The sequence below is a fragment of the Desulfosporosinus sp. HMP52 genome, assembly GCF_000765145.1.
Lineage (GTDB): Bacteria > Bacillota > Desulfitobacteriia > Desulfitobacteriales > Desulfitobacteriaceae > Desulfosporosinus.
The window spans coordinates 99,392-105,391 of record NZ_JMGA01000019.1 but is presented as its reverse complement, the minus strand read 5'-3'; the positions used below and the strand labels follow the sequence as shown (position 1 = coordinate 105,391).

The 6,000-nt window shown below is 39.6% G+C and carries 4 protein-coding genes; all 4 read right to left on the bottom strand.

Going from position 1 to position 6,000, the window contains the following annotated elements:
* Nucleotides 1-327 precede the first annotated feature (327 nt).
* Nucleotides 328-600, bottom strand: a complete 273-nt coding sequence (locus DP73_RS08540) for a hypothetical protein (RefSeq protein ID WP_034598842.1) — start codon at nt 598-600, stop codon at nt 328-330.
* A gap of 108 nt (nt 601-708) precedes the next feature.
* A complete protein-coding gene (gene gyrA / locus DP73_RS08535; protein WP_034598840.1) occupies nt 709-3,123 on the bottom strand; it encodes a DNA gyrase subunit A in 2,415 nt (804 codons plus the stop codon).
* Nucleotides 3,124-3,147: 24 nt separating this feature from the next.
* A complete protein-coding gene (locus tag DP73_RS08530) occupies nt 3,148-5,067 on the bottom strand; it encodes a DNA gyrase subunit B (RefSeq protein WP_034598839.1) in 1,920 nt (639 codons plus the stop codon).
* Between the two features lie 203 nt (nt 5,068-5,270).
* Nucleotides 5,271-5,870 carry an HPP family protein gene (locus tag DP73_RS08525; RefSeq protein ID WP_034598837.1) on the bottom strand — a complete coding sequence of 200 codons (600 nt, stop codon included), beginning with the start codon at nt 5,868-5,870 and terminating at the stop codon, nt 5,271-5,273.
* Nucleotides 5,871-6,000: the final 130 nt, after the last annotated feature.

The following is a 6,000-nucleotide window of genomic DNA, read 5'->3' as shown; positions in this document are numbered from 1 at the left end:
TTATTTTGAAACTCTTGCGAGCCTCTCTCATTGGCTGTCCTTGTTGTTTAGTTTTCAAAGACCATGTTTGTTGCGACCCGTTTGAGACGAATTACATATTAGCATTTTCGACTTTAGATGTCAATAGCTAATTTTTATTTAACTTGGTTAACTAGTTTGAGCTTTCAACTTTCTGCCGGTTAACCACTGCGCATCTTTGTGGCGCTCAGTTATAATACCATTTTCATTCTATACTGTCAACAATTTTTTAATAGTTTTTAGGATTAATTATAATGATGTATTCAGGGAATTAATCAAAGTTATTACGAGAATGTCTCTTCTGTCAATCTATATTTTCAAGCTATTATCAGTTGCCTGGAATTCTGACTTAAACCTATCATCATTGATGATTTGTTCAATCATCTCTTCCTTTTCCGCTTGTGAGTATTCGTAAAAAATCGGATTTAGATCCCATTCCTTTTCTGCAGGATAATACCGTAGATTTGCTCTCACTGTTTTTTCTGTCTCATAATTTTTAAAAACCAATGTTAAGGCGTAATTATTAAAGTTATATTCCCTATCAAACCCTGAACCATTCACAATAATATCTGAAATCTCCATTTTTAAAATCCCTCCTTCTAAACTCACCTTGTTATTATGTTGCTTCATTTGCTTCACTATACAAGTTGAGCTAGAAAAGAGGGATTATATTTAGTTAAAAAACCTATCTTAAATTAACTTGATTGTATAATCATTTAATAAAACAGGAATTAGCTGTATTCCAGCTTTTGTCCTTGATTCTACTTTTACATCCTTTATCTCAACTTTAGTTACAATCCCGCTAACCTGTATAACATTTATTACATCATCATTCCTAACTTGCATTACACCAACAAGATAACCGGTAACATTAGAATCTATCTTGCCGATGGCAATCCCTTTTCCGGCCCTGCCTTGAGGTTTATATTCATCAAGGGCAGTCCTTTTTAAGAATCCTTGTTGCGTGATTGTTAATAAGTCTGATAAAGAATTATCTTCGTTGCTGCCCATTAATGCATCTACAACCCAGTCTTCCTCACCTAACGTTATTCCTTTAACGCCGCGTGATTTCCGACCCATAGGGTTTACTTCCATAACCGGGAATCGGATCACTTGGCCTTTACGGGTGGCAAGCAATAATTCTCCTTGCCCGTCACTAAGGAATACTTTAACCACACTATCATTATTCTTCAGACCTATTGCTTCTGAGGAACGAGCATTAATAAAATCGCTTACCAGGCTTCTCATAACTTGTCCACTCTTTGTAACGAAAACAAAGAAGAGATCTTCTATGACATCTTTAACAGCAAGAGTTGAAATTACACTTTCTCCGGAAGGCAAGGAAAATAGATTAGTAAGGGGGCCCCCTTTATCTTTATTTCTAGCTTCAGGTACCGTTTTAGAGTTAATCGAGAAAAACTCTCCCGATTGAGTGAAGAAAAACAGTCTATCCTTATTGCTGCAGATTATCCTTTCCTGTAAGGTATCCCCATCCTTAAAGGAACAAATGAGAGCATTATCCTTCTTTTTTGATTGAACCGGAAGGCGTTTGATAAAGCCATTTGCTGTCAGAGCCACTTGGAATATACACTCAGGCTCTCCAAAGGAACTTAAATTGATCTCATTCCGCATTTCCTCGGGTAATATGGTAGTACGACGGTCATCGCCATGCTTATCCGCAATATCTTTAAGCTCTTTTTTAATAATATCGTAAACCTTATTAATATCCGCTAAGATACTTTCTAACTCGTTAATTAGCTTTAAAATATCGGCATGCTCTTTTTTAATACCGTCAAGTTCAAAGTTCGTTAAATGTTGGAGTTTCATGTCTAAAATGGCTTGTGCTTGAATCTCAGATAATTCGAATCGGGTAATTAGGGAAGCCTTAGCAATTGAAGGGGTTTTACTGGAACGAATCGTGGCAATCACTTCATCAAGATTATTAATGGCTATAACTAAGCCTTCCAGAATATGAGCCTTTAAACGAGCCTTTTCCAAATCGAACTCCGTACGTTTAGTGACGACGATTTTTCGGTGCTGAATAAAAGCTGCATTAATTTCCTTTAGCCCTAGAACCTTAGGGGTACCTTGAGCAGTAATAACTAAGTTAATAATTCCGAAGGTGTCTTCCAATTGGGTATGCTTATAAAGAAGACGTAAAATATTCAGTGGATCAGCTTCTTTTCGGCATTCAACAACGAGCCTAATTCCCTCGCGATCAGACTCATCTCTAACTTCACTAATCCCTTCAATTTTCCCGGAATCAGCCATGGTCTCAATCTTGGCAGCCAGGGTTGATTTATTAACTTGATACGGGATTTCGGTAATTGCAATGATGCTTTTACCGTTTTTACCTTGCTCGATTAGGGCTTTTCCCCGCATCGTTACCTTACCACGTCCAGTTTTATATGCATTAATGATGCCTTCATTACCAATGATCAGCCCACCGGTGGGAAAGTCTGGGCCGCTTACCTTTTCCATAAGTTGCTCGACTGTAACCTGAGGCTGATCTATTTGAAGTATCACAGCTGCTATGACTTCGCGCAAATTATGAGGTGGTATATTGGACATCATTCCAACCGCAATTCCTGATCCACCATTAACTAAAAGGTTAGGAAAAGGACTCGGCAGAACAACCGGTTCCTTGAGGCGTTGGTCATAGTTTTCTTTAAATAGTACAGTGTTTTTCTCAATATCTTGAGTCATCAGTTGGGATAAGTGAGTCATTCTCATTTCCGTGTAACGCATTGCAGCAGCATTGTCTCCGTCAATGGAACCAAAATTCCCTTGCCCATCTACCATTGGGTACCGTGTAGCCCAAGGTTGTGCCATACGCACTGCTGATTCATAAATTGAGGAGTCTCCATGGGGGTGGTACTTCCCCATGCAGTCTCCCACTAAACGAGCTGACTTACTATAGGGCTTATCAGTGTGCATTCCGATTTCGTCCATTGAAAACAAAATTCGGCGATGAACTGGTTTTAGCCCATCCCTAACATCAGGAACTGCCCGTTGTAAAATAACATGTTTAGAATAGCCTAAGAACGCCTCCGGTAAAACATCTTCCAGCGGTCGCTGGATGATGTTGTCTTCAGTTATACTCATCGGGTACAAACTCCCCCTAATATTCTACATATCTTTGTCCGTAAAGATGATATTCTCCATCATAAACTCACGTCTTGGCTCAACTTGCTCACTCATTAGAATTCTGAGCTTTCGCTCAGCTTCAAGAGTATCATCTATTGTTACCTGAATCATCCGCCTATTAACCGGATTCAGGGTAGTTTCCCAAAGTTGTTCCGGATTCATCTCTCCAAGGCCTTTGTAGCGAGATATTTTTGCCGTTTTTCCCAGTTCTTTAAGCTCTTTTCTTAGCTCTTGGTCGTCAAAAGCATAGCGAATGATTTTACCCCTCTCCTTCTCAATTTTATATAAAGGAGATTGAGCAATATAAACTCTTCCACTCAAAATCAGTGGTTTCATGTATCTATAGAAAAAAGTCAATAAGAGGCATCGAATATGTGCTCCGTCAATATCAGCATCAGTCATAATACAAACCCTGGCATAATTGCCTTTTTCTATATCAAATTCCTTGCCGATTCCCGAACCAACGGCGGAAATAATACTTCGGATTTCTTCATTTTCTAAGACTTTATCAATCTTTGCGCGATAAGTGTTAATAACTTTCCCTCTCAAAGGAAGAATAGCCTGAAAACGTCGATCACGCCCCATTTTAGCCGAACCGCCAGCACTATCACCCTCTACAAGAAAAAGCTCATTGCGGGATTTGTCTTTTCCGCTACAAGCTGCAAGTTTACCGCTCAAAGCCTTTATCTCAGCATCTCGAGCTTTCTTTTTTAATTCTTTAGCCTTCTTCGCAGCAAGTCTAATCAGGCATGTTGTCAATGCTCTATTAATGACATCCTTCGCTATTGACGGGTTCTTTTCAAAAAATTGGGTAATCCCTTCATTCGTTAAGGATTGAACAACACCTTCAACTTCCATATTGGAAAGCTTCGTTTTAGTTTGGCCTTCAAATTGAGGATCCTTGATTTTGAGAGAGAGTACACAGGTTAAGCCATCCTTGAGGTCATCTCCGATGAGACTTTCCTCTTTCTTGAAAATATTATTTTTTCTGCCATAGTTGTTAAAGGCTTTGGTTAAAGCCGTTCGGAACCCCGACTCATGGGTTCCCCCCTCATCTGTAGGGATATTGTTGACATAAGAGTGCAGAGATTCTTCATCACTTTGATTGTACTGAATGGCACATTCCAGAACTACTTCATCTTTTTCCCCTGTAAAATAGATCGCTTTTTTATGGACTGGGGAAAAACCTGATTCATTGATTAAATGCTCTACAAAACCAATAATTCCGTTTTTTGAAGAAAAAGTCTCCGACTTTATATCCCCTCGGTTATCCGTCAAACTAATTGTCAAATCACTGTTTAGAAAGGACAGTTCCATTAATCGACTTCTCAAGGTGTCATATTTAAAAACGGTGGTTTCTTTAAAGATTAGCGGATCGGGTTTGAAGGTAACAGTTGTTCCGGTGCCTTTTATACTTTTCTTAATAATCGCTAAATCGGACTTAAGCTGTCCTCCATCCGTGTATTCTACACGATATAATTTGCCGTTCCGCTTAATATCAACGGTCAAGTAAACGCACAAGGCATTGACTACGCTTGCCCCAACACCATGCAGTCCACCCGAAGTTTTATACGTCTCTCCACTAAATTTTCCTCCGGCATGCAAGGTCTCAAAGGCCAAGCGCACGGCGGGAACTTTTTTGGAAGGGTGTATATCAACCGGAATTCCGCGTCCATTGTCATCAATAGTCATCGAACCATCTTTATTAATAGTCACTGCGATGTGATCACAAAACCCAGCTCCTGCCTCATCAATAGCATTATCGATAATTTCATAGGCTAAATGATGGAGCCCTCTGCTTCCGGTTGAGCCGATATACATGCCAGGACGTTTGCGTACTGCTTCCAGTCCTTCTAAGACCTGAATAGAATCTGCGTTATATTGCTTCGCTGACAAGAACAGTTCACTCCTAACACTTTATAACAATAAAATAGACAATACGTACGATATCATCAAGTTAACCGTTTTGTCCAGACGTCTTGTCTGATTAATAACAAAAGAAGTTACAAGAAGCAGAGTTTTAGCGGTTTTAATGTGAAAATAACCAAAATACCGCTAAAACTAGCACTACCAATAACTAACTCTACCTCATTCTTCCGTCTTAGTTAGTACCAATACTTGGGGTAACGTCTCTTAGGGGACAAGTTATTGACAATAACTCCGATTATCACAAGGATTATCGCTCCCACCATGATTGGGGTGAAGATATAGGTCGGTTCTGCCTGACTCAAAACCGCAAATAAAGCGGTAGCCCCACCGGGAGGATGAGTTGTCTTAGTGAGAAGCATAACAACTAAAGCCAGAGCAGTTCCCAAGGCGGGAGTCCACCAAGTTAACCCAAACACCATGACAGTCGCTACTCCCACCGCCGCTGACAATGTATGCCCCAAAACAACATTACGGGGTTGAGACAAAGGAGCATCCGGAACACCGTATATAAGAACTGCTGAAGCACCAAAGGATGCTACAACGGGAAGTTCTAATGTGTTAGCAAATAGAGTTATGAATATTATTCCCAAAAAAGAACCCAACCATGTCAGAATTGATTCCAACAGCGAAGGATAAGGAAGTGGCGGCCCCTTCTTTTCACCTTTCATTTTGGAAAGATAGTTTATCTGTAGAAATTGAATTATCCTTAAAAAGGATTTCAAATATTCCTTATTTAAGGAATCTAAGTTGGTTTCCGTTTTTCTTGATTCCTGCATTCACAACTCACTCCCAGCCTATATTGATACCTTATTATAGCCGGACCTTCATTAGGAAGCTGTGAAAAGGGTCACACTTATTAGTAAATATACCAATAATCTACTTTACATTCTTGAAAAGATTAGTCTA